The organism is Mesorhizobium sp. WSM3873, assembly GCF_001672445.1.
In the GTDB taxonomy this organism is placed as follows: Bacteria; Pseudomonadota; Alphaproteobacteria; order Rhizobiales; family Rhizobiaceae; genus Mesorhizobium.
Genome location: NZ_LYTM01000018.1, coordinates 45,326 through 69,048 on the forward strand (window position 1 = coordinate 45,326; position 23,723 = coordinate 69,048).

The 23,723-nt window shown below is 64.4% G+C and carries 19 protein-coding genes; 13 read left to right on the forward strand and 6 right to left on the reverse strand.

Going from position 1 to position 23,723, the window contains the following annotated elements; all coding sequences use genetic code 11:
• Nucleotides 1-131: 131 nt before the first annotated feature.
• From A9K71_RS14615 to A9K71_RS14625, 3 genes are all read right to left on the reverse strand, one after another.
• Nucleotides 132-560, reverse strand: a complete 429-nt coding sequence (locus A9K71_RS14615; protein ID WP_066996626.1) for a DUF4440 domain-containing protein — start codon at nt 558-560, stop codon at nt 132-134.
• A gap of 100 nt (nt 561-660) precedes the next feature.
• A complete protein-coding gene (locus A9K71_RS14620; RefSeq protein ID WP_066996696.1) occupies nt 661-2,634 on the reverse strand; it encodes a pilus assembly protein in 1,974 nt (657 codons plus the stop codon).
• 26 nt (nt 2,635-2,660) lie between these two features.
• A complete protein-coding gene (locus A9K71_RS14625) occupies nt 2,661-4,622 on the reverse strand; it encodes a TadE/TadG family type IV pilus assembly protein (RefSeq protein ID WP_066996631.1) in 1,962 nt (653 codons plus the stop codon).
• Between the two features lie 298 nt (nt 4,623-4,920).
• Here A9K71_RS14625 and A9K71_RS14630 point away from each other — a divergent pair, with 298 nt between their 5' ends.
• On the forward strand, nt 4,921-5,781 hold the full coding sequence (locus A9K71_RS14630; RefSeq protein ID WP_066996633.1) for a TIGR01459 family HAD-type hydrolase: 861 nt from the start codon (nt 4,921-4,923) through the stop codon (nt 5,779-5,781).
• 42 nt (nt 5,782-5,823) lie between these two features.
• Nucleotides 5,824-6,807, forward strand: a complete 984-nt coding sequence (locus tag A9K71_RS14635) for a bifunctional riboflavin kinase/FAD synthetase (protein ID WP_066996636.1) — start codon at nt 5,824-5,826, stop codon at nt 6,805-6,807.
• 192 nt (nt 6,808-6,999) lie between these two features.
• Here the strand turns inward: A9K71_RS14635 and A9K71_RS14640 are convergent, their stop codons facing one another.
• Nucleotides 7,000-7,554, reverse strand: a complete 555-nt coding sequence (locus A9K71_RS14640) for an HdeD family acid-resistance protein (protein WP_066996639.1) — start codon at nt 7,552-7,554, stop codon at nt 7,000-7,002.
• A 143-nt stretch (nt 7,555-7,697) separates the two neighbouring features.
• On the opposite strand from A9K71_RS14640, the gene A9K71_RS14645 reads away from it, so the two are divergent.
• The 3 genes from A9K71_RS14645 to A9K71_RS14655 all read left to right on the forward strand — a co-directional run bounded on the left by A9K71_RS14645 (nt 7,698) and on the right by A9K71_RS14655 (nt 10,417).
• Nucleotides 7,698-9,248 carry an acid phosphatase gene (locus A9K71_RS14645; RefSeq protein ID WP_245299628.1) on the forward strand — a complete coding sequence of 517 codons (1,551 nt, stop codon included), beginning with the start codon at nt 7,698-7,700 and terminating at the stop codon, nt 9,246-9,248.
• A 23-nt stretch (nt 9,249-9,271) separates the two neighbouring features.
• Entirely contained in the window at nt 9,272-9,484 is a 213-nt protein-coding gene (locus tag A9K71_RS14650; RefSeq protein ID WP_066996644.1) for a hypothetical protein, read from the forward strand.
• A 135-nt stretch (nt 9,485-9,619) separates the two neighbouring features.
• Complete coding sequence (locus tag A9K71_RS14655) at nt 9,620-10,417, forward strand: MipA/OmpV family protein (protein ID WP_066996647.1); 798 nt, start codon at nt 9,620-9,622, stop codon at nt 10,415-10,417.
• A gap of 1 nt (nt 10,418) precedes the next feature.
• Here the strand turns inward: A9K71_RS14655 and A9K71_RS14660 are convergent, their stop codons facing one another.
• Nucleotides 10,419-10,616, reverse strand: coding sequence for a hypothetical protein (locus tag A9K71_RS14660; RefSeq protein WP_066996650.1), 198 nt, complete (start codon nt 10,614-10,616; stop codon nt 10,419-10,421).
• A gap of 53 nt (nt 10,617-10,669) precedes the next feature.
• Here A9K71_RS14660 and ileS point away from each other — a divergent pair, with 53 nt between their 5' ends.
• A complete protein-coding gene (gene ileS, locus A9K71_RS14665; RefSeq protein WP_197504231.1) occupies nt 10,670-13,651 on the forward strand; it encodes an isoleucine--tRNA ligase in 2,982 nt (993 codons plus the stop codon).
• Between the two features lie 248 nt (nt 13,652-13,899).
• Nucleotides 13,900-14,577, forward strand: coding sequence for a hypothetical protein (locus A9K71_RS14670; RefSeq protein ID WP_082980518.1), 678 nt, complete (start codon nt 13,900-13,902; stop codon nt 14,575-14,577).
• 78 nt (nt 14,578-14,655) lie between these two features.
• On the opposite strand, the gene A9K71_RS14675 is transcribed toward A9K71_RS14670, so the two are convergent.
• Nucleotides 14,656-15,117, reverse strand: coding sequence for a nucleoside deaminase (locus A9K71_RS14675; RefSeq protein ID WP_066996659.1), 462 nt, complete (start codon nt 15,115-15,117; stop codon nt 14,656-14,658).
• Between the two features lie 181 nt (nt 15,118-15,298).
• On the opposite strand from A9K71_RS14675, the gene A9K71_RS14680 reads away from it, so the two are divergent.
• From A9K71_RS14680 to A9K71_RS14705, 6 genes are all read left to right on the forward strand, one after another.
• On the forward strand, nt 15,299-17,353 hold the full coding sequence (locus tag A9K71_RS14680) for a pseudouridine synthase (RefSeq protein WP_066996662.1): 2,055 nt from the start codon (nt 15,299-15,301) through the stop codon (nt 17,351-17,353).
• Complete coding sequence (rsmD, locus tag A9K71_RS14685; RefSeq protein ID WP_066996665.1) at nt 17,334-17,888, forward strand: 16S rRNA (guanine(966)-N(2))-methyltransferase RsmD; 555 nt, start codon at nt 17,334-17,336, stop codon at nt 17,886-17,888. Before A9K71_RS14680 ends, rsmD begins: the two co-directional genes overlap by 20 nt.
• A 125-nt stretch (nt 17,889-18,013) precedes the next feature.
• On the forward strand, nt 18,014-19,375 hold the full coding sequence (locus A9K71_RS14690) for a pitrilysin family protein (RefSeq protein WP_066996668.1): 1,362 nt from the start codon (nt 18,014-18,016) through the stop codon (nt 19,373-19,375).
• Between the two features lie 209 nt (nt 19,376-19,584).
• On the forward strand, nt 19,585-20,910 hold the full coding sequence (locus A9K71_RS14695) for a pitrilysin family protein (RefSeq protein ID WP_245299629.1): 1,326 nt from the start codon (nt 19,585-19,587) through the stop codon (nt 20,908-20,910).
• Nucleotides 20,907-21,758: a patatin-like phospholipase family protein gene (locus A9K71_RS14700; protein ID WP_066996672.1), complete on the forward strand. Its 852-nt coding sequence runs from the start codon at nt 20,907-20,909 to the stop codon at nt 21,756-21,758. Before A9K71_RS14695 ends, A9K71_RS14700 begins: the two co-directional genes overlap by 4 nt.
• A gap of 460 nt (nt 21,759-22,218) precedes the next feature.
• Nucleotides 22,219-23,723 (forward strand): VCBS domain-containing protein (locus A9K71_RS14705; RefSeq protein WP_197504232.1); only part of this gene is annotated, 1,505 nt, incomplete at its 3' end.

The following is a 23,723-nucleotide window of genomic DNA, read 5'->3' on the forward strand; positions in this document are numbered from 1 at the left end:
GCACCTGCGGCAGGGAAGGCCCGATGCCGGCGGGTACGGACATGTGCCTTGTGCCGCGCACGAGCGCAAGGGACTTGCCGGCGCCGTTCGTTGCGCCAGGGCGGGCAGTGCCGCAGGCTTTGGCAGCCTTTCTACTCACCGACGATCGAGGCTGCCGGACGAGGCGAGGTTATAGGATCGGCATGACGAAGGACGATCTTCCACGCGCCTTTCTCCCGCCGAAATATAGTGGTGGTTCGAAGTGCGATCGGAACCAGCTTGTCGCTGCCGCCGACCTTGGATCGGACCCGCTCGATCTCGATGATGTAACCCAAGTCGGTCGTTGCGTACTCGGAAATTCGGTCGAAGCCGATAATCTCTCCGTCTCGGTAGTTGGTAGCGGCACGGTCCATCGTTTCGGCAGCCTTCTTCCATCCTTTTGCCGGCGGGCCGAATGGATTGGCGATGACGACGTCATCCCGTTGTGAGAAGAGACTTTTCAATGGTTCGGGATTGCCCTTGACGAAGGCATCCAGGGCTAAATGATCCTGCTCGATGAGTTTCGCGAGGTCTGACAGCATCTCAGCATCCTCCGATGAAGGGGAAAGAGAATACTATCTGAAATCAAGCCCCTGATCCTGCCTTTTCGCTTCTTGGCGCGCCGGTGTCAGTTTATGTCCCTTACCCCACCACGCGCAAATTCGATAGCTCGTTCGCAATCTCCTTGAAATTGTCGGACAGCGTCGCGCCGGTTGCATTCCAGAAAAGCTTGGCGGGCTTGCTGGGGTCGGCGGGATCCTTGCGGAAGCGGGAGTCGGATGAGCAGGTCTTCAGAGCGTCCATCGCCTGCTTGTCGCCGGCGTCGGTCGCGGACATGTCGAGCGCAACCGTCATCACCATGATGTTGGCCGCCTTGGCGTGGTCGCAGAGCTTGGCCATCTGCTCGTTGAGCGCGTTGGTGTAGTTGCCCGAGGAATAGTTGAACTGGCCGATGTCGCTGGAGGTGCCGCCGAACAGGCGGGTGACCGAGGTGCCTTTGTAGCCGACGCCGGTATAGCCGTAGGCCGCATAGGTCGATTTGTTGCCGGCCGGATCGGAGTTCACCGTCGAATAGGTGTTCTCGCCGTCGGTAAGCACGATGACGACCTTGTCGTTGCCGCGTTCGGTCTCCGGCCGCCCTTCGGTGAACGGCGCCGTGCTGGACACGGTGCGCCAGCCCCAGGCCATGCCTTCCGGCACGTTGGTGTTGCCGTTGGGCTGCATCAGGTCGACAGCCGCCTTGATCGCGGCCAGCCCGTCCGCGGTGGTGACGTCGGTGAGCGGCGTGACCGGCGTCGTGGTGCAGCTAAAGTTGGGACCGGCGCCCGTTGCCAGCACAGGCGCATTGATCGGCCGCGGCATGAAATATTTCGCCATGTTGGATTGGCGCGTCTTGCCGGTGGTGCTCGACGGATCGTCGTTCCACCAGCTGTTGGCAGCGCCGTAGGTCACCGGGTTCGGCTCGTCGGGATCTTGCGTCACCTTCCAGTGGTTGCCGGGTTCGTCGGGCGCGAACGTCGGCACGAACATTGTTGCCGGGTCGCCGACGCCGATGCCGGTGTTGTTCGGCCCGCCGGACGCAGGCGTATCGTCGACATTGTAAGGGTAGGGACGCACTTCGACGCAGCCCTGCCAGCTCGCGAACGGGCCGTAGGTGTCGTTGTAGTCGTATTCGTTGTGGCTTCGCTTGCAGGTGTTGTTGGACCGGTATTCGTCGCAGACGACGCGCTTGCTGCCGACGATGCGCTCGTGGCTGGTGACCACCTTCATGTCGCGATAGACCGAAAAGCGGGTCAGCGCCTGGCCTTCCTCGGTCCCCCAGCCGGTGCCGTTCTTGTACCAGATGCCGTTGATCTTCTGGGCGTTCTTGTCGGCGGCGTTGAGTGTCGACCAGTCGAAATTCTCGTTGGCGATCGGCGACAGCCCGTAGACATCCATCCAGGAGGCGTTGTCGTTGTCCGGCCCGACATTGACCGAAGCCGCGAAGGGCACCAGGCTGAACTGGACCGGCTTGTCGATCTGCTTGATCTGCGCCGCCTGCTGCGCAAGCGTGTCGACCAACTGCTTGGCGGCCTGTTTGAGCAGGTCGATGCGCTTCTGCCCCGTGCCGGATCCTTTCGTCGACATCGAGCCCGAATTGTCGAGCACCATCGCCACTTCCAGTGTGTTCTTCAAGCGCACCTGTGACTTCATCTCGAGCTCAACGGGCTTTTTCGCGTCGACTTCGTCGACGCCGACGAGCATTGCCGAAGCCGGATAGAAATAGGGATGGTAGGTAAGCGTGGCGCTCATTGTCAGCAAGCCGCCGCCGGCCTGGCTGGTGGGTAGGGTGATGTTGAGCGCTACGTCCGCGGGGTCGATGGTGTTGAGGTTGGCGTTGAAGAAGTCGACGGCATAAGCCTTGATCTGGTCGTCGGTGGCGCCCTCCGCCAACCGCCTCGCGGCGGCAAAGTTCGCCGCATCGAGCGCGTTGAGCACCATCTGTTTCTGACGGTTGAGTTCGGTGAAGTCGACCGCGATTGCCAGGGCGCCCATGAGCGGCACCATGGCGATCGCCGTCATCAGGGCATAGTTGCCGCGCCGGTCGCGGCAAAAGCGAAGCCAGAATTCGCGCATCTTCAGCAAGCGGTTGCTCTTTCGGATCAACTGACGATGCGCAGGTTCGACAATTCGTTGCCGATCGCCTTGAAGTCGTCCGAAAGCGTGGCGCCGGTCGAGTTCCAGAATAGCTTCGCGGGCTTGCTCGGGTCGGCCGGGTCCCTGCGGAAGCGGGAGTCGGAAGCGCAAGCCTTCAGCGCAGCCATGGCCTTCTTCTCGTCCGCCTTGGTGTCGACCAGGTCGAGCGAGACCGTCATCACCATGATCCCGGCCGCCTTGGCGTTGGCGCACAGCGTCTGCATCTGTTCGTCAAGCGCGGCGGTGTAGTTGCCGTCCGTATAGGTGGTCTTAGGCACCGCGGTGCTCGTATTCATGAACAGGCGCGTGACGCTTGCCAGTGCGGAATTGACTTTGCCTGTATAGCCATAGGCCGCATAGGTGGAACGGTTGTTGGCGTAACTGCCATCGCTGATTGCGCTGTAGGTATTGGCGCCGTCGGTCAGCACGATTACGACCTTGTCGTTGCCCTTTTCGTTGTTTGGCCGACCTTCGGTGAAGGGCTCGTTGCTTGAGACTGTCCGCCAGCCCCAGGCGAGCCCCTCGGGTACGTTCGTATTGCCAGTTGGCGCCATAGCATTGATGGCGTCAGTCAGTTGCTGCTTCTGCGCACTCACCGTGACGTCCTTGAGGGGCGTGATTGGACTGGTGGTGCAGGCTGCGTTCGGGCCGTCACCAGCACCGGCCGAAGTCGAACCGTAAGGCTTCACCAGAAAGTACTTCCGCATGTCCGATTGCCGCTGAACAGCGGTTGGGTTTAATGAATAGGGCCAGTCTGCCCACCAATTGTTCTCGTAGCCGTAGCTCAAGCTGTTGACATCGTTCGTGCCGTCGCGGTTGAAGTCGCGCCACAGCGTGCCGGGTTCGTCCGGAGCGAACATGGGCACAAAGAGCGTCGCAGGATTGGACGTGGTCGGCGTCGTGTCGTCGTCGTTGTAGGGATAAGGCCTCGCTTCGACGCACCCCTGCCAACTCGCATAGCGGCTGGTGGTGTAGACATATTGCGGGTCAGTCCAATGTCCGTCGGTGCATTTGCCCTTTTTGTTGTACGCGTCGCAGATGTACTGCTTTGAGTTCGGCACCTCTTCGCGACCCGATTCCACGGTCATGTCGGCATAAAGGCTGAAGCGGGTCAGGGGCTCACCCTTGGTATCGCCCCAACCGTCACCGCGTTTGTACCAGGCGCCATTGACCTTCTCGGCGTACTTGTTCGGATCGTTGGCGGCGCTCATCGTCGTCCAGTCGAAATTCTCGTGCTGGACCGGGGAGATACCATCTTGATCCATCCAGCTGTCGCCGTCATGCGTCGGCCCGACATTGACCGAGGCAGAGAACGGAACCAGCGAGAACTGCACTGGCTTGGAGATCTGCTTCATCTGCTGGGCCTGCAGCGCCAGCGTGTCGACCAACTGCTTGGCGGCGGCTTTTAGCAGGTCAATACGCTTCTGCCCGGTTCCCGAGCCCAGGGTCGACATCGATCCGGAATTATCCAGCACGAGCGCCACTTCCAGCGTGTTCTTAAGTCGGATTTCCGACCTCGCCGAAACATTGACTACGTGGTCGCCCGCAGTCCCGCCGAGCAGCATCGCCGCCGCCGGCAGGAAATAGGGGTGATATTTCAGGGACGCCTCCAGGACCAGGGTGCCGCCGCCGGCATTGTTGTTGGGCAGCGTGACGGTCAGCGTCGTGTTGGCCGGAGACACGTGCCTGAGATTGGCCTCGAAGAACTGCTTGGCGTAGGCCTTCGCGTCCGCGTCGCTCGCTCCGCTGACGATCTGTTGCGCTGTCGCGACCCCAGCAGCATCTAGGGCGTTGAGCGTCTCCTGCTTCTCTCTAACCAGTTCCGTAAAATCGACGGCCAGTGCCACGGCACCCATCAGCGGCACCATCGTGATGACTGTCAACAGGGCGTAGTTGCCCCGCTTGTCGCCTATAAATCTGCCGATCATTGCGCTCAGCCCCCGCAAAAGACCCATACCGGTATACGACCATGGTCCTAGTTCGGTGCTACCATGGTCATAGATCCTTAAATTTCAGCTTGCCCGAAACGTTCAAGCACGCACCGCCATTTTGACGGGGTGTTAACCCTGCGCTTCCGAACGGGCGTGGTCGCGGCTCGTCCCGGCGGCGATGGCGAAAGCTGGTGACAGGACGGAGCGCTTCGGTTATGCGGGACCGGCCGTGGCGGCCTCCGAACTAAAAGGATGGCTGTCGCGGCTTTGCCTAGACCAGTCTCAGGATAACGGCATGGCGGACTCGCCAAACATCATCGCTTCGCTCACCGATCTGACGGAAAACTACGCGGCCATCCTGTGCGACGTATGGGGCGTGGTGCACAATGGCGAATGGCACTTCCCCGTCGCCGCGGAGGCGCTTGCCCGGGCGCGCGCGGCAAAAGTGCCGGTGGTGCTGATCACCAATTCGCCGCGGCGCAGCGCCGACGTCGTTGCGCAGATGCATGCGATCGGCGTTCCGGCTGAAGCCTACGACCGTGTCGTCACCTCGGGCGACGTCACGCGCGACTTGATCGCCGAGGGTCCGAGAAAGATCTTCCACATCGGGCCCGAGCGCGACTTCACCCTCTATGACGGCTTGGACGTCGAAATCGTGGAGGAATTCGAAGCCTCCGGCGTCGTCTGCACCGGGTTCTACGACGACGAGGTGGAGAAGCCCGCCGAATACGCGGAACTGCTGCAGCGGCTGCGTGCCCGCAATCTGCCCTTCATCTGCGCCAATCCCGACATCCTGGTCGAGCGCGGCGAGCGCACCATCTGGTGCGCCGGCGCGCTGGCGCGCGACTACGCGCAGCTTGGCGGCCGCACGCTGATCGCCGGCAAGCCCTTCGCGCCGATCTACAACCTCGCCATGAAGGAGGTCGCCGGGCTGCTCGGCCACGCGGTCGAGCGCAAACAGGTTCTCGCCATCGGCGATGGCATGATGACCGACGTCAAGGGTGCCGCCGACAACGGGTTCGACGTGCTCTATGTCTCGGGCGGGATTCACGCCCGCGACTATGGCGACCCGCTGCGGCCGGATCCCGAAAGGCTGGCGGGATTCCTAGCAACGTACGGATATCGGCCGGCCGCCGTCATCCCGCGGCTGCAATAGGCGCCGGACCATGACGGGCGCCCCGACATCACGCAGGTCGACATGACGCACGATTTCGAACGCATTTCGGCGGTCACGCCGTTGCCCGGGCATCTGCGCGGCGGCGTCGTGGCGATCGGCAATTTCGACGGCGTCCACCGCGGCCATCTGTCGGTGCTGGAGCGGGCGCTGGCCGAAGCCGGCCGCCGCGGCGTGCCGGCCCTGGTGCTTACCTTCGAGCCGCATCCGCGCAAGGTGTTCAGACCGGACGTGCCGCTCTTCGTACTGACGCCGCCGCCGATGAAGGCGCGGCTCCTGGCCAGGCTCGGCTTTGCCGCCCTCGTCGAGCAGCCGTTCACGCGCGACTTCGCCTCGCTCTCGGCCGAGGCATTCGTGACCGATGTGCTGGAAAACAGGCTGGGCGTCAGCCATGCCGTCACCGGTTTCGACTTCCACTTCGGCAAGGACCGCCAGGGCGGCCCGGCCTTCCTGATGGCGGCAGGCGAGCGCCACGGCTTCGGCGTCACGCTGGTCGACGCCTTCCGCGACGAGGGTGCCGAGGTGGTCTCGTCCAGCCGCATCCGCGCCCTGCTTTGCGAAGGCAAGGTCGAGGAAGCAGCCGGCCTGCTCGGCTATCGCTTCACCGTCGAGAGCGAGGTGATCGGCGGCCAGCAGCTCGGCCGCACGCTTGGCTTTCCAACCGCCAATATGAAACTTTCGCCGGAAGCCACTCTGAAGGAAGGCATTTACGCCGTCCGCTTGCGCCGCGCCGATGGCACGCTCCATGACGGCGTCGCCAGCTTCGGCCGCCGTCCGACCGTCGACGATAATGGCGCGCCGCTGCTCGAAACCTATGTCTTCGACTTCTCCGGCGATCTCTACGGCGAGATCTGCCAGGTGTCGTTCTTCAGCTATCTGCGCCCCGAGCTCAAATTCGATGGGCTCGATGCGCTGGTCGTGCAGATGAAGCGCGACGAGGCCGAGGCGAGGGCGCTGCTTGCAGGTGTGCGTCCGCTATCGGAGCTGGACGCCGCCATCTGTTGCTGAGGTCTGGCAGGCGCGGTGGCGAAGAGAAGCGTCAGAGCGCCTGCGTCCGGCTAGCAGATTGCAAACCTTGGCGATTGGCGAAACGCCCTCTCATGTCGTCATCCCAGGGTCTTCGCGACGGAGCTTCGCTCCTGCTTCGCCCTGGGATGACGATCTTAGGCAGGCTTCGGCCGATCGCGAAGGTCGAGTTCCCTACCGCTTGAGCGCCAGCCCGGTGGCAATGAAGCTCCAGCCTTGGAAGACCAGGTCGACGGCCAGGAACATGCCGAGCACCCACAGGCTGTTGACCGGCCAGCCCATGGCGATGATCAGGCCAAGCAGGATGGTGATGATCGCGGCTGCCAGCAGCCATCCCCAGCCTTGCTGCGGCCGGTGGTTCCAGGCGACCCAGGCCCTCAGCAGCCCGGAAGCAATGAGGGCGACGGCGAGCAGAAACGTCAACACCGCCGAGGCGAGCAGTGGGTTGTAGAACGCGAAAAAGCCGGCGACGGCATAGAGCAGGCCACTGAGCAACCAGTAGAAGAAGCGCCCCCAGGTCTTGACGCCGAAAGCATGGATGATCTCGATGACGCCCGCCATCAGCATCAGCCAGCCGACGACATAGACCGAAGCGACGGTGGCGATGAAGAGATTGCCGAAGGCGATGCCGCCGAAAATCAGCAGCAGCACGCCGAGCGCCACGAACCATCCCCATTTGTCGCGCGTGCGTCCGATCGCGTCTTCCAGGGTATTGCCTTGCAAGCTCATGGCTTCGTCTCCCTGCAGAGTTCGCCGCGCATCCTGCGGTTGAAGGAAGGTAATCCCGATGTGATCACCCGTCCAGCGCGGTGGCTATTGCCAAGATGCACCGAAGCTGGTGTCATTTGACTTTGCGCAATGGAGGTACGGCGATGAAGCGATCCTATGGGCTCGCCCTGTTTTCCTCGGCTCTCGCCCTGTCCACTGTCGCTTCGCCTCCCGCCTTCGCGGCGCAGCCCGGCGATCCGCCGGACGGCATCGCCAAGATAGAGACGGTGGTCGTCATCTTCGCCGAGAACCGCGCCTTCGATAATCTCTTTGGCCATTTTCCGGGTGCCGAGGGCATCGACAAGGCGAGCAAGGAAAGCTTGCAGCAGCGCGACCGTGACGGCTCGGTCCTGTCAGAGCTGCCGCCGGTCTGGGACGGGCTGACCGCCAAGGGCGTCACGCCGCCGGTGACGCAGGCAATGACCGAGCACCTTCCGAACGAACCGTTCACGGTGAACGACCCGAAAGGGTTCAACGTGCCGCTCAGCGTCGTGACGCATGATCTGTGGCATCGCTTTTACCAGAACCAGATGCAGATGAACGGTGGCAAGAACGACATGTTCGTCGCCTGGGCCGATTCAGGCGCCATGCCGATGAGCAACTGGGACGCCTCCAAGACCGATATGTGGGCCATTGCGCAAAAATACGTGCTCGCTGACCATTTCTTCATGGGCGGCTTCGGCGGCTCCTTCTTCAATCACCAGTGGCTGATCTGCGCCTGCGCGCCGTACTACGCGAATGCCGACAAGAGCCCGGCCAAGCCGTCGATCGCGGTGACGGACGCCAGCGGCACAGCGCTGAAGATCGCCGACAATTCGCCGAAATCGGCGCGCGACGGGATCCCGAAATTCGTCTCCGACGGCAACCTGACGCCGGATTTCTACGCGGTGAACACCATGCAGCCGCCATACCAGCCGAGCGGCAACGATCCGGCGCCCGGCGGCGATCGGCTGCTCGCGGATCCTACCAAGCCCACCACGCTGCCGCCGCAGACGGAACCGACCATCGGCGACATGCTCAGCCTCAAGCACATAAACTGGGCGTGGTATTCCGGAGCCTGGCAGTACACGCTCGACCACGGCAACAAAACACCGATCCCGAACTTCCAATATCATCATCAGCCGTTCAACTATTACGCCAATTACGCTCCGGGCACCGAGGCCAGGCGCGAACATCTGCGCGACGCCGGGTTGGCTGGCGCGAGCTTCATCCAGGCCATCGACGACGGCGCCCTGCCGCAGGTCTCTTTCTATAAGCCGCAGGGCAATCTCAACGAGCACTCCGGCTATGCCGACATCCAGGCCGGCGACCGCCATATCGCCGACGTCGTGGCTCATCTGGAAAAGAGCCCGCAATGGCCGCACATGCTGGTCGTCGTCACCTATGATGAGAACGGCGGCATCTGGGATCACGCCGCACCGCCCAAGGGCGACCGCTGGGGACCGGGCACGCGCATTCCCGCGATCATCATTTCGCCCTTCGCCAAGCACGGCTATGTCGATCATACGCCTTATGACACGACGTCGATCCTGCGCTTCATCACCGAGCGTTTCGAATTGCCGGTCCTGCACGGCATCGTGGTTCGCGACAAGGCCGTAGCCGCGCATGGCGAGCCGCCGCTCGGCGATCTTACCGGCGGGCTCGACCTGAATTGAGGGCGCGTTTTCGGAGGACCAACATGGACGCCGACCGGATCGTCGCGCTGGTCACGGCTGCCGGCATCGAGCTCACCGACCGCCGCCGCAACGCCAAAGGTGATGGTTGGTCGCTTAGCTTCTCCAGCGGCGCCACCGTTGAGGTGGGTGACGACGGATCGGCACGCGTCGCGGGGAAGGGCTCGAAGGCCGTGGCCAAGCTGCTGGACATGTCGCACGCGCCGCGCGGCAGCTAAGCCGGGCGGCCGATCTCCATGCTGGCGGTCCGCGCCGTCTCTGTTACGGATCTTAAGTCAAAATTTACCGCACTGACGCCATGCCTTCTGCGCTGCCCGGTGTTCCTGCCGGCCTGTTTCGCGTAAGGGTTGACGATGCGTATTGTCGGGACGATTCCGCTGGTTCTCGCCTCTGGCCTGATGGCCGTCACCTCTGCCCAGGCCGGCGAGGGGAGCTGGATTTCCGGCGACTGGTACCTGACGCTCGGCGCCACCGGTCTCGTTGCCCCGAATTTCGAGGGTGGCAAGAAATATATGCTGAGCGCCCAGCCCATCATCTCGCTCGGCAAGGCAGGCCCCGAGGCGCGTTTCACCTCGCGCAACGACAACATCTCGCTGGCGCTGATCGATGACGGCAGCGTGCGCGCCGGCTTGACCGGCAAGTTCCTGTTCTCGCGTTCCAGCAAGGACGAATTGCAAGGCCTTGATCCGGTGCGCTGGGGCGGCGAGGTCGGCGGCTTCTTCGAATTCTATCCGCTGGATTGGGTGCGGGCCCGGGCGGAGCTCAGACACGGCATCCGCTCCCACAACGGTTTCGTCGCCGACATCGCGGCCGACGCCTTCTACGACGTCACCCCGACCGTCCGCATATCCGGCGGCCCCCGTGTCTCCTTCGCCTCGGCCGGCTATTTCGACGCCTATTACGGCGTCAACGCCACGGAAGCTGCGGCCTCGGGCCTCAGCGAATACCATCCGGGCGGCGGGCTGAAGTCGACCGGGCTCGGCGGCGCGATCACCTGGAAAGTGACCGAGCCGATGACGGCCAGCGTCTTCACCGAATATTCGCGCCTGATGGGGCCGGCGGCGGATTCCAGCCTGGTCAAGGAGCGCGGCGACCGCGATCAGTGGACCGTTGGCGTGTCGACCACCTACCGTTTCAATTTCTCGATGTAAGTCAAAATACCGGCGCTTTGGCTTGAAATCCGCGCTTTATTCCTGCCGCGGCATCCGCTAAAAGCCACGCCATGACGAGCTTTTCGCGCCTTTTTGCGATCGCGATACGAATTACGGGCCCGGTGTTCCGGGCGGCCTGAGCGCCGCCGGAGCCGCCGGGACTTTTGCGCGCGGCCCCCTCGCGCTTTTTCCAGATCATGATAGTTCAACGCCCGAGCTATTTTGCCAACGGGCAATGCACATGGCAGACCAATGACCGACACCCCCGTGACCGATACTGCTGAAACCATCGACTATTCCAAAACGCTTTACCTGCCGCAGACCAATTTCCCGATGCGCGCCGGCCTGCCCGAGAAGGAGCCCGGCCTGGTCAGGCGCTGGCAGGACATGGAGCTTTACCGCAAGCTGCGCGATGAAGCCGCCGGTCGAGAGAAATTCGTGCTGCATGACGGCCCGCCCTACGCCAACGGCAACATCCATATCGGCCACGCCCTCAACAAGATCCTCAAGGACGTCATCAACCGCTCCTTCCAGATGCGCGGCTACGACGCCAACTACGTGCCGGGCTGGGACTGCCATGGCCTGCCGATCGAGTGGAAGATCGAGGAACAGTACCGGGCCAAGGGCAAGAACAAGGACGAGGTGCCGGTCAACGAGTTCCGCAGGGAATGCCGCGATTTCGCCGCGCATTGGATCAAGGTGCAGGGCGACGAGTTCCAGCGGCTCGGCGTCATCGGAGATTTCGACAATCCCTATACGACCATGGCCTATCACGCCGAAGCGCGGATTGCCGGCGAGCTTTTGAAATTCGCCATGTCCGGCCAGCTCTATCGCGGCTCGAAGCCGGTGATGTGGAGCGTGGTCGAGCGCACCGCGCTCGCCGAGGCCGAGGTCGAATACCAGGACTATGAGAGCGACACGATCTGGGCGAAGTTCCCGGTGGCGAGCCTTGCCCGGCCGGTCGACGCCGCCGATGCCGCGCCGGCGCTGAATGGGACGGCACTCGACCTGCTGGAGGCGCATGTCGTCATCTGGACGACGACGCCCTGGACGCTGCCCGGCAATCGCGCTGTCAGCTTTTCGCCGCGCGTCGCCTATGGCCTCTACGAAGTGACCGCGGCCGAGAACAGCTTCGGGCCGCAGCCCGGCGAGAAGCTGATCTTCGCCGACGCGCTGGCGGAGGACGCCGCTTCCAAAGCCAAGGTCACCTTGAACCGGCTTCACAACGTCTCCCCTGAACAGCTTGCAAGTCTTACGCTTTCGCATCCTTTCAGAGGACTGGGCGGCGGCTACGAGTTCCCCGTGCCGATGATCGCCGGCGAGCACGTCACCGACGATGCCGGCACCGGCTTCGTGCACACCGCGCCCAGCCACGGCCGCGAGGACTTCGATGCCTGGATGGATGCGGTGGCCGAACTCATCAAGCGCGGCGTCGACACCTCGATCCCGTTCCCGGTCGACGATGCCGGCTTCTTCACCAAGGACGCGCCGGGCTTCGGCCCGGACCGCGAGGGCGGCCCCGCGCGCGTCATCGACGACAACGGCAAGAAGGGCAACGCCAACCAGGCGGTGATCGAGGAGCTGATCAAGCGCACCGCGCTGTTCGCGCGCGGCCGGCTGAAGCACAGCTATCCGCATTCCTGGCGCTCGAAGAAGCCCGTCATCTTCCGCAACACGCCGCAATGGTTCGTCTATATGGACAAGGACCTCGGCGACGGCACGACGCTGCGCAGCCGCGCGCTGCAGGCGATCGACGACACGCGCTTCGTGCCGGCGGCCGGCCAGAACCGCATCCGCGCCATGATCCAGGAGCGCCCCGACTGGGTTCTGTCGCGCCAGCGTGCCTGGGGCGTGCCGATCGCCGTCTTCGCCGATGCCGACGGCAATGTGCTGAAGGACGAGGCGGTCAACCAGCGCATCATGGACGCCTTCGAGCAGGAGGGCGCCGACGCATGGTTCGCGCCGGGCGCCAAGGAGCGCTTCCTCGGCAACCACGACGCCTCGAAATGGCATCAGGTGACAAACATCCTCGACGTCTGGTTCGATTCCGGCTCGACGCATGTCTTCACGCTGGAGGACCGGCCGGACCTCAAATGGCCGGCCGACGTCTATCTCGAAGGCTCCGACCAGCATCGCGGCTGGTTCCACTCCTCGCTGCTCGAAAGCTGCGGCACGAGGGGCAGGGCGCCCTACGACACGGTCATCACCCATGGCTTCACCATGGACGAGGAAGGCCGCAAGATGTCGAAGTCGCTCGGCAACACGGTCGTGCCGCAGGACGTCATCAAGCAGTCCGGTGCCGATATCCTGAGGCTCTGGGTGGTGACGACCGACTATTGGGAAGACCAGCGGCTCGGCAAGAACGTGCTGCAGACCAATATCGACGCCTACCGCAAGCTGAGGAACACCATTCGCTGGATGCTGGGCACGCTGGCCCATGACGACGGCGAGGACGTGCCGCTGGACAAGATGCCGGAGCTGGAGCGGCTGATGCTGCATCGCTTGGCCGAGCTCGACGAGGCGGTGCGCCAGGGCTACGACGCCTTCGAGTTCAAGCGCATCACCCGCGCGCTGCTCGACTTCATGGTGGTGGAGCTTTCGGCCTTCTATTTCGACATCCGCAAGGACGCGCTCTACTGCGACGCGCCGTCCAGCTTGCGCCGCAAGGCGGCAGTGCAGGTCGTGCGCCATCTGTTCGAATGCCTGGTGAAGTGGCTGGCACCGATGCTGCCTTTCACGATGGAAGAGGCCTGGCTCGACCGTCACCCCGAAGTCGCCTCGGTGCATCTCGACCAGTTCCCGGCCATTCCGGATAACTGGAAGAACGAGGCGCTGGCCGAGAAATGGCGCAAGGTCCGGCAGGTGCGCCGCGTCGTCACCGGCGCGCTCGAGATCGCGCGCGCCGATAAACTGATCGGCTCCTCGCTGGAAGCCGTGCCGGTGGTCACCATCGACGATGCGGCGCTGGAAGCAGCCATCGCCGATGTCGACATGGCCGAGATGGCGATCACCAGCGATCTGGTCATCAGCCATGGCAAGGCGCCGCAAGGCTTCACGTTGGATGACGTCAAGGGCGTCGCGGTCGTCGTCGAGAAGGCCGAGGATCGCGGTCTGGTCAAATGCGCGCGCTCCTGGCGCTACACGGCCGATGTCGGGCAGGATCCGGAATTTCGCGATGTCTCGGCCCGCGATGCTGCCGTGCTGCGTGAACTGAGGGCGCTCGGGCGTTTGTAGGTGCATGTCGCCCAAAAGTGTGCAGCGGTTTTGGGCTAGCGATTTGCACCCATCAAATAAGGTGCAAAAGTGCCACGCCGGGCGGCGCAAATTCGCCCGCGCGTTGCCCTTGACAAGCGGTTGAGGTAAACACGCGACACTCCGGCAGACAAATTGTCGCCGGATTTCCATCGCAAACGCGGGGAAGAAGGGGACCGCGCCCCTGTGGCCGGTGGCGACCGAAAGGCTTTAAAGTGGGACTTTTTGGCATGACCGAAAGAACGTTTGCGCGCGCCGCGCTGCTGGCGCCGCTTGTGGCATCGGCCATGGCTATGTCGGGCTGCGTCGGCTCTCCGACCTACGGAACCGACAAGACCGCCGCCGAGCAGCTCGCCGACGACGTTTCGGGCGCCGTCGCGATCACGCCGAAGCGCCGCGATCCTATCGACTATAAGCCGCGCCCGGACCTGGTGAAGCCCGCGCCGGGACAGAAGGAAACTCTGCCGCCACCGCAGGAAAGCATCCAGACGGCGAGCGCCGACTGGCCCGAATCGCCTGAGGCGCGCCGCGCCCGCATTCGCGCCGACGCGACCGCCCACCAGAACGACCCGAACTACCAGCCGGAAGCGGTCGAGGACGTTCAGACCGACCCGGTGGCGGTGAAGAAGGCTTTGGCCGATTCTGCATCCAGCCATCCGCCGCGCTGGTCGCCGGACGATTCCAGCGCGACCCGAACCGCCGAGATCCAGCGCCGCCTCGCGGAGCAGAAGCAGGGCAATCCCAATGTCCGCAAGTATTTGAGCGAGCCGCCGCTTGCCTATCGTCAGGCCGCCGACACCGCGCCGCAAAACGAGCTCGGCGAGGACGAGTACAAGAAGGAGCGCCGGCTCAAGGCGCAGGCGGAAGGCAAGAAGGGCGGCGGCTGGTTCGACTGGCTGGGGCTGTAAGTGGCGAATAGCGAATAGGTCTCTGTTGCTCACTACTCACGACCTGCTTCTTTGCTACTCACTGCTTGCGTCAACCATTCACCATTCACTGCCATTCCGCCTCTCGCGAAAGAACTCCTTCAGGATGAGGGCCGCTTCGCTTTCGCCCAAGCCGGAATAGACGTCCGGCGCGTGGTGGCAGGTGGGCGAGGCGAAGAAGCGCACGCCGTTGACCACCGCGCCGCCCTTCTCGTCGGCCGCGCCGAAATAGAGCCGGCGGAGTCTCGCGAACGAAATGGCGCCGGCGCACATGGCGCAGGGCTCGAGCGTCACATAGAGATCGTGACCGGTAAGCCGCTCGCTGGCGAGTTGCCGGCAGGCTTCGCGGATCGCCAGCATTTCGGCATGCGCAGTCGGATCGGCCAGCTCGCGCGTGCGGTTGCCGGCCTTGGCCACGACAATGTTGCCGTTGGCGATCACCGCGCCGACCGGCACTTCGCCCCGGCTTGCGGCCGCTTCGGCTTCCTTGAGCGCCAAAGCCATGAAATCCGGCCGCTTCACGCGCTTTGCATTCCGATTACTCCTCGCCACCCGACGGTGATCCTGTTATCTAGCGCGTGACCCTGAAAACCGGAATCGGTTTTTGCCGCGCTGCTGCATGCGCAAATCAAGATGACACTGCCTGCATAACGCGTCCGACCGGGCGCGTACGCCGCGGCAGTCCAAGAAGAGCAAGATCCATATGGACGACGACAAGAAATCATCACGCAAAGGGCCGGGCAAAGGCGGATCGAAACCGACGCCGCGCGGCGACAAGCCGTTCCGCCAGGGAGCGCGTTCGCAGGGCAAGCCCTTCGAGAAGCGCGATGGCGCGCGCAAGCCTTACACGCAGCGTGACGACAGGCCGATGGCCGCCGATGGCGAGCGCCCCGCGCGCGATTTCAAGCGCAGCTACAAGCCGCGCGCCGTCGAGGGCGCGGAACGCGGAGAACGACCGTTCCGCAAAGGACCGCGCCCCGAGGGAAAGCCGTTCGAAAAACGCGATGGCGCCCGCAAGCCCTATACGCCACGTGGCGATCGGCCAGCGGCCGCGGAAGGCGAGCGCCGCGATTTCAAACGCAGCTACAAGCCTCGTGACCGGGGCGAAGGTGGAGAGCGTGGCGAACGACCGTTCCGCAAAGGTCCGCCGCGCGACGGCAAACCCTTCGACAAGCGCGAAGGCCGCAAGCCCTACACGCCGCGCGGCGACCGGCCGATGGCCGCCGAAGGCGAACGCGCCGAACGGCGCTTCGACCGCCCCAAGCGCGACTTCGGCGATCGGCCCAGGCGCGACTTGGCCGACCGGCCGCAGCGCGAAGACGGAGGCGACTTCGCGCAGCGCCCGAAGCGGGATTTCGCCGATCGAGCGCCGCGCGACAGCGCCGCGAGAAAGCCGGAAGGCGGCTTCAAGCCGCGCCCGCGGCCCTCAGAAGCAGCGCCGGAGGCCGGCGAGCGCATCGCCAAGCGGCTGGCGCGCGCCGGCATCGCCTCGCGCCGCGACGCCGAGGAACTGATCGCCGCCGGCCGCGTCAAGGTCAACGGCAAGGTGCTGTCGTCGCCGGCCTTCAACGTCATGCCCGACGACGTCATCCATCTCGACGGCACGGAGATCCCGCCGATCGAGCGCACAAGGCTGTTCCTGTTCCACAAGCCGGCAGGCGTGGTCACCACCAACCGCGATCCGGAAGGCCGCAAGACCGTCTTCGACGTGCTGCCGGCCGATCTGCCGCGGCTGATGACCGTCGGCCGCCTCGACATCAACACCGAAGGGCTGCTGCTGCTGACCAATGACGGCGGGCTGTCGCGGGTGCTCGAACTGCCGGCCACCGGCTGGCTGCGGCGCTATCGCGTGCGCGTCCACGGCAAGGTCGAGGAGAGCAAGCTCACCGCCTTGCGCGACGGCATTGCCGTCGACGGCGTCTTCTACGGCTCGGTCGAGGCCTCGCTCGACCGCGAGCAGGGCAGCAATGCCTGGCTGACGATCGGCCTGCGCGAAGGCAAGAACCGCGAGGTCAAGAACATCCTCGGCGCGTTGGGGCTGGAGGTGACGCGGCTGATCCGCATCTCCTACGGGCCGTTCCAGCTCAACGAGCTGCCCGAGGGCCACGTGCTGGAAATCAAGGGCCGCACGCTGCGCGAGCAGCTCGGCGAGCGGCTAGTTGAAGAGTCCGGCGCCAATTTCGACGCCGAGATCCAAAAACCGTTCTCCAACAAGCCGGTGCGACGCAGCGAGCCGCGCCGCGATGAGGACGAGCGGCCGAAATTCACGCGCGAGGGCGACCGCCGGCCGATCGGCGAGGGCGGGCTGATCAAGGCCCGCAAGCGCCGTGAGGGCAGCCGCGACGAGGCGCTGAGCAAGCTTTCGACGAAGCCCGAGCGAGCCTTCGGCGAACGCGGTCCCCAGTCTCGCTTCGACAAGTCTGGCTTCGACAAGTCCGAGCGCGGCTTCGGCAAGTCCGAGCGCGGCTTCGGCGGCAAGGCCGGCGGCAAGAAAGGCGAACCGCGGCCGATCGAACCGCCCGGCCAGCGCAAGGCCAATGTCTGGATGGCGCCGGGCGCGCGTCCCATCGGCAAGGGCAGGGCGGAGGCCGACGCCGCGAAGGCCGCGGAAGCGAAGGCGCGGAAGGCGTCTTTCAGGCCGGGCGGCAAGGGCAAGCCGTTCGGCAAGCCAAGAGACGATCGGCCGGAGGGAAGCGGCGGCGAACGGCCGCGCGGTCCGAAGGGGCCAAGGGGTGGCAATGCGGATCGTCGGCGGTGAGTTTCGCGGGCGTCCGCTGGCGACGCCCCGTTCCAATGCCATCCGTCCGACCACCGATCGCACCCGCGAGGCGGTGTTCAACGTGCTGGCGCATCGCTATGCCGAAAAGGTCGAAGGCGGCCGTGTGCTCGATCTCTTCGCCGGCACCGGCGCGCTCGGGCTGGAGGCGCTGTCGCGCGGCGCCTCCTACTGCGTCTTCATCGAGGAATCGGCGGAAGGGCGCGGGCTGATCCGCGACAATGTCGAGGCCTTCGGGCTCACCGGCCGGACCAAAATCTTCCGCCGCGACGCGACCCATTTGGGCGAAGCCGGCACGCTGTCGCCTTTCGGCCTGGTCTTTGCCGACCCGCCCTATGGCAAGGGCCTCGGCGAGCGCGCGCTGCGCTCGGCAAAGGCCGGCGCCTGGCTCCTGCCCGGCGCGCTCTGCGTGGTCGAGGAGGCGGCGTCCGCGCCGTTCGAACCGGGCGCCGGTTTTTCCGTGGTGGACGAGCGCGGCTATGGCGACACGGTGATCCGGTTTGTCGAGGTGGGGTGAGGGGCACGTCCCTTCTCCCGCAAGGGAAAAGGAAATGACGCAAACGCCTCGAAAATGACGAACAAATCACTTTGCCTCGCCATGGAACCTTTTCTATCGTCGCGCCACCGAAACCGGAGCATTTGATGACATTGAACACCAGAGGCCTGCGCGCAGCATTCCTTGCCGGCGCGCTGGCGTTCGCGGCGCAGGCTCCGGCACGCGCCGCCGACGAAGCCGCGGTCAAGGATTTCCTGCTCGAGAACGGCCTGGAAGTCGTCGTCATTCCGGACCATCGCGCCCCAATCGTCACTCATATGGTATGGTACAAGATCGGCAGCGCCGACGAGCCGCCCGGCAAATCCGGCATCGCGCATTTCTTCGAGCATCTGATGTTCAAGGCTACGAGCAACCACGCAGCCGGCGAGTTCGACCGCGCCGTGGCCGACATCGGCGGCTCGAACAACGCCTTCACCTCCTACGACTACACCGCCTTCCACGAGACGGTGCCGCCCTCGGCGCTCGAGGAGATGATGGGGTTCGAGGCCGACCGCATGCGCAACCTCGTCCTCACCGACGATGTCATCAAGACCGAGCGCGACGTTATCCTGGAGGAGCGCCGCTCGCGCATCGACAACGATCCGCAGGCAGTGCTGGACGAGGAGGTCGACGCGACGCTCTGGCAGAACCAGCCCTACCGCATTCCGGTGATCGGCTGGATGCAGGAGATGGAGCAATTGAACCGCGAGGATGCCAAGGCGTTCTACGACACCTTCTACCGGCCGAACAACGCCGTGGTGATCGTCGCCGGCGACGTCGATCCGGACGCGGTGAAGGCAATGGCCGAAAGGACTTACGGAAAGGTGGCGCGCGGGCCGGACCTGCGGCCGCGCATCCGCCCGGTCGAGCCGGAGCAGAACACCAAGCGCACCGTGACGCTGACCGATGCGCGCGTCTCGGTGCCGAGCTTTTCCACGCAATGGGTGGTCCCGTCCTATCACACCGCCAAGCCCGGCGAGGCGGAGGCGCTCGATCTCCTGGCCGAAATCCTGGGCGGCGACAACCGCAGCCGCCTCTACCAGCAGCTGGTGGTGAAGCAGGGCATCGCCTCCGGGACCGGCGCGTTCTTTCAGGGCACCATGCTCGACGCCACCAACTTCACCGTCTATGGGTCGCCGCGCGGCGACGCCAAGCTTTCCGACGTCGAAGCGGCGGTCGATGCCGAGGTCGCGCGCATTGCCAAGGACGGCGTGACCGGTGACGAACTGGAGCGGGCCAAGACCCGCTATGTCCGTTCGATGGTCTTTGCTCGCGACAAGCAGGACGACATGGCCAATATGTACGGCTCGACGCTCGCCACCGGCGGCAACGTGAAGGATGTCGAGGAATGGCCCGACCGCATCCGCAAGGTCACTGCCGCAGAGGTCAAGGCCGCGGCCGCCCGCTACCTGGTGCTCGACCGCTCGACGACCGGCTATCTCCTGCCGCAACAACAGGCGGGGAATTGATGATGAGCATGGAACGCGGACGAATGGGCGCTTCTTCCCTTCTCCCCTTGTGGGGTCCGAAGGACGGGGCGAGACCCGTGGCTCGCCCCCGGGCGGTGGACGCGAAGCGGCCGGATGAGGGGCGCCCCAGCTGGGCGATATGCTCCTCCGTCTCGGCGCTGTGCGCCGATCCACCTTCTCCCACAAGGGGAGAAGGGGGGGTCTACCGTATCGTCGCAACCCTCTGCTTTGCCCTATTCTTCCTGCTCTTGCCGGCGCTGGCCGCCCACGCGGAGATGAACATCCAGGAGGTGAGGTCGAAGAAAGGCATCACCGCCTGGCTGGTCGAAGACCATTCGATCCCGCTGGTTGCCATCCGCTTCGTCTTCGACGGCGGCACCGCGCAGGACCCCGCCGGCAAGGAAGGTCTGGTCAATCTGATGAGCGGCCTTTTCGACGAGGGCGCCGGCGACCTCGATAGCGAGGCCTTCCAGTCGAAGCTGGACGATGCCGGGGCCGAGATGAGTTTTCAGGCGGCACGCGACGGCCTTTATGGCTCGATGCGCATGCTGTCCGATCAAAAGGACGAGGCGTTCGGCCTGCTGAAGCTGGCGGTGAACAGCCCGCGCTTCGACCAGGCGCCGATCGACCGCATCCGCGCCCAGATGCTTTCGGGCATTCTCGCCAATGAGCGCGACCCCAACACGATCGCCCAGCAGCGCTGGCTGCGCGCGATCTATGGCAAGCATCCCTATGCGCGGCCGGATGAAGGGACGAAGGAGAGCCTGGCCACCATAACGGCCGCCGACCTTAAGGCCTTTCGCAAAGCGAGTTTCGCGCGCGCCGGCCTGCATGTGGCGGTGGTGGGCGACATCGACGCCGCCACGCTCTCCGGCAAGCTGGACGAGGTGTTCGGCGACCTGCCGCAGACGCAGACGCTGGCCCAGGTGGCGGACGTGTCGCTGAAGCTCGGCCAGCAGCTGGAAGTGAACTACGACCTGCCCCAGACCTCGCTGCAGCTTGCCTGGCCCGGCGTCAAACGGAGCGATCCCGATTTTTACGCGGCCGTGCTGATGAACGAGATCCTCGGCGGCTCGACTTTCACGTCGCGGCTTTACGAGGAGGTGCGCGAGAAGCGCGGCCTTGCCTATAGCGTCAGCTCCGATCTCGTCGATCACGAGCATTCCAATGCGCTGCTGGTCACGACGGCGACGCGTTCCGACCGCGCCGCCGAGACGCTCGCCATCGTGCGTCAGGTGGTGAAGGAGATGGCCGAGAACGGCCCGACCGAGGAGGAGCTCGCGGCGACCAAGAAATACATGATCGGCGCCTACGCCATCAATAATCTCGACTCCTCCAGTTCCATTGCCGCGACGCTGGTCGAGCTGCAGCTCGACGATCTCGGCATCGACTACATCAAGCGCCGCGCCGCGCTGATCAATGCGGTGACGCTTGCAGACGTCAAGGCGGCGGCAAGGAAGCTTCTGTCGGCCGACCCGGCGATAATGGTGATCGGACCGCCGCTGGTGCAGGTGGCGGGAGCCCGCAAGGGATGAGCCCGACCTTCGCGGTTGCCTTCGGCGGCGGCGGCGCGCGCGGGCTGGCGCATATTCACGCTATCGAGGCGTTGGACGAGCTAGGGATCAAACCGGTGGCGATCGCCGGCTCCTCGATCGGCGCCATCATGGGCGCCGGCATGGCCGCCGGAATGCGAGGGGCGGAGATCCATGAATACAGCCGCTTGATCCTCGGCAGCCGCGCCGAGGTGGCCGCGCGCATGTGGCGCTCGCGGCCGGGCACGATCGCCGAGGCCATGCAGGGCGGCATCCGCGTCGGCCAGTTCAATATCGAGCGCATCCTGAAGGCCTTCCTGCCTGACGCCATTCCGGCGACCTTCGAAGAGCTGAAGATTCCGCTCAAGGTGACGGCGACCGACTATTTCGGCCACAAGCTCGCGGTGTTCTCGCAGGGCGATTTGCAATCGGCGCTGGCGGCCTCGGCCGCCATTCCGGCGGTGTTCCGCCCGGTGACGCGCGACGACCGATTGCTGATCGATGGCGGCATCTACAACCCGGTGCCCTTCGACCTCGTCGAGAAGGATGCCGACATCATCATCGCCATCGACGTGGTCGGGGCGCCGAGCGACGTCGAACGCAAGCATCCGACCACGGTCGACCTGATGTATGGCGCCACGCAGCTGATGATGCAGTCGATCATCGCCAACAAGCTGCGGCAGCACCCGCCGGATATTCTTATCCGCCCGGCCGTCTCGAAATACCGCGTCCTCGATTTCCTGAAGATCGAGACGCTGATGGCCGACACCGTCGAGATCAAGGACGAGCTGAAGCGCGCCGTCGAGAAGGCGGTCGCCGAGCGCGGCGGCAAGCTGGGCAAGGCGGTGTGAGCGGTGGGACAGGCCTGATCCGCTACGTGGAAGACGAATTTCTATTTGCCCGTGCGATGCAGTTTTATCCACCCTGTGCGTACAAGTACGCATTTTGTCATTAACTCTTCTTCGAATTCGACATTGACGCGCGCTGCGGTAGAGTTAATAATATCCTAATATATAGGGTAGCGCGAATTACCTCCCGACCGGCAACAACGAGTACGGCGCTACTGGGGTAGGGGAAAAGCAACGCGGCGATCATCGCCGTCGTAGCCATCACCATCGAGCCACCACCTGTCTGTGAATCGCCTTTTGGGCTGGCCGTTCACGGGCCGGACCGTCGGGTTGCGCCTGGTTGCATGGCACTCTGATCCTCTCCCCGTAAGACTGGGCGCCGATCCATTCGGCATGGGGTAGTCAGCCGTCTCCGACGGCCAACGAGCAGGCGCGGAGCGCGTCTGCCAGGGGGATGAAAATAATGGCTACGCAAATCTCCGGTGCCGGCGGCACCACGACGTCGTTCTCCAACACGCCGCAGGCACAGGGCGATGTCTTCAACTACACGGAAGACAACGTGGTCATCGTGTCCGCATCCCAATCCATCATCCTATTGGACGTTTTGGCGAATGATTTGGGCGGCAATGCCAAGACCCTCTATTCGATCGACGACGGCACGTCCGCATCGACGGCTACGAAGCAATACGCGCCGATCGACCTGACGACCCAGGATGCGCAGGCAACCGGCATCTCCGCCTGGGAAGACATCGGCGGCGGCGTGCTGATCCGCATTAACAACGGCAAGGTCGAGATGAACCTTAGCGGTTATCTCGCGCAGCACGGCTTCACGAGCCTGCAGGCGCTCGGAGCCGGCGACCACATCAACGAGACTTTTACCTACGCAATCAAGCTCGGCAATGGAACGTTGAGCTGGGCGAGCGTCTCGGTCAACATTCAAGGCACCAATGACGGCGCCACCATCACAGCGGCGCCGGGCGCGGACACGACTGTGGTGGAAGCTGGCGGCGTCGCCAACGGCACGCCCGGCGACCCCGGCGCGCATGGACAGCTGATCATTTCGGACGTTGATGCCGGCCAGAACCATTTTCAGGCACCGCCGAGCCTCCAGGGCACGTACGGCACCTTCACTTTCGATACGACGACGGGAGCGTGGACCTACGCGCTGAACCAGGCGCTTGCCGACCCGCTGACGCAGGGCCAGAATGTCACCGACACGTTGACCGTGACATCCGCGGATGGCACGGCGAATTACAACATCGTCGTCAATATTACCGGCACCAACGATGCCGCGGTGCTGTCGGCCGATGTGAGGAACCTGACCGAGACCGATGCGGCCGCCGACATATCGAGCAGCGGCCAGCTGACCATCTCGGATGTCGACAGCCCGGCGGCCTTCGTCGCCCAGGCCGGCACGGTCGGGACCTACGGCACCTTCGCCATCGATGCCGCCGGCGCCTGGACCTACACGGCCTCCTCGGCGCACAACGAGTTCGCCGCCGGCACCACCTACACCGACACCTTCGACGTGGTCAGCGCCGACGGCACCCACACCTCGGTGACCATCAACATCGACGGCACCAACGATGCCGCGGTGCTGTCGGCCGATGTGAGGAACCTGACCGAGACCGATGCGGCCGCCGACATATCGAGCAGCGGCCAGCTGACCATCTCGGATGTCGACAGCCCGGCGGCCTTCGTCGCCCAGGCCGGCACGGTCGGGACCTACGGCACCTTCGCCATCGATGCCGCCGGCGCCTGGACCTACACGGCCTCCTCGGCGCACAACGAGTTCGCCGCCGGCACCACCTACACCGACACCTTCGACGTGGTCAGCGCCGACGGCACCCACACCTCGGTGACCATCAACATCGACGGCACCAACGATGCCGCGGTGCTGTCGGCCGATGTGAGGAACCTGACCGAGACCGATGCGGCCGCCGACATATCGAGCAGCGGCCAGCTGAC